The following is a 365-nucleotide window of genomic DNA, read 5'->3' as shown; positions in this document are numbered from 1 at the left end:
TTCAAGCATTTTTAGATAAAGGCAAACCATACCGTAAGAGTTTTAAAGTTTCTCATACTATTGAAGGTCTTGAATTACTTGTAGAGTTTCTGGAGGTCGTAAAGAGAGAAACAGGTAAGAAACCACCTATCGTCCTAGAAGCAACAGGACATTATCATTCCTCTGTTGTTCAATACTTGGAGGACCCTGGATATTTAATGATCATCATTAATCCACTGATTTCTTATAAGCTAAAAGTTCAAGTCTTCGGAAAGTAAAGACAAATGCGGTCGATGATTACCATCTCTGCGAGATATTTTATAAAGAGGATCTTGAGCCATATAAAAAGCGTGGAGTTCAACTTTTAAACCTCCGAAATCTTACCA

1 pseudogene is annotated in these 365 nt (G+C 36.2%); it reads left to right on the top strand.

The features are described from left to right. Nucleotides 1-365: pseudogene (locus CHI06_RS29100) on the top strand (IS110 family transposase); the annotation flags it as partial.

It is taken from the genome of Bacillus sp. 7884-1, assembly GCF_002272245.1.
Classification (GTDB): Bacteria; Bacillota; Bacilli; order Bacillales; family Cytobacillaceae; genus Neobacillus.
This window is presented reverse-complemented; position numbering and strand designations above follow the sequence as displayed.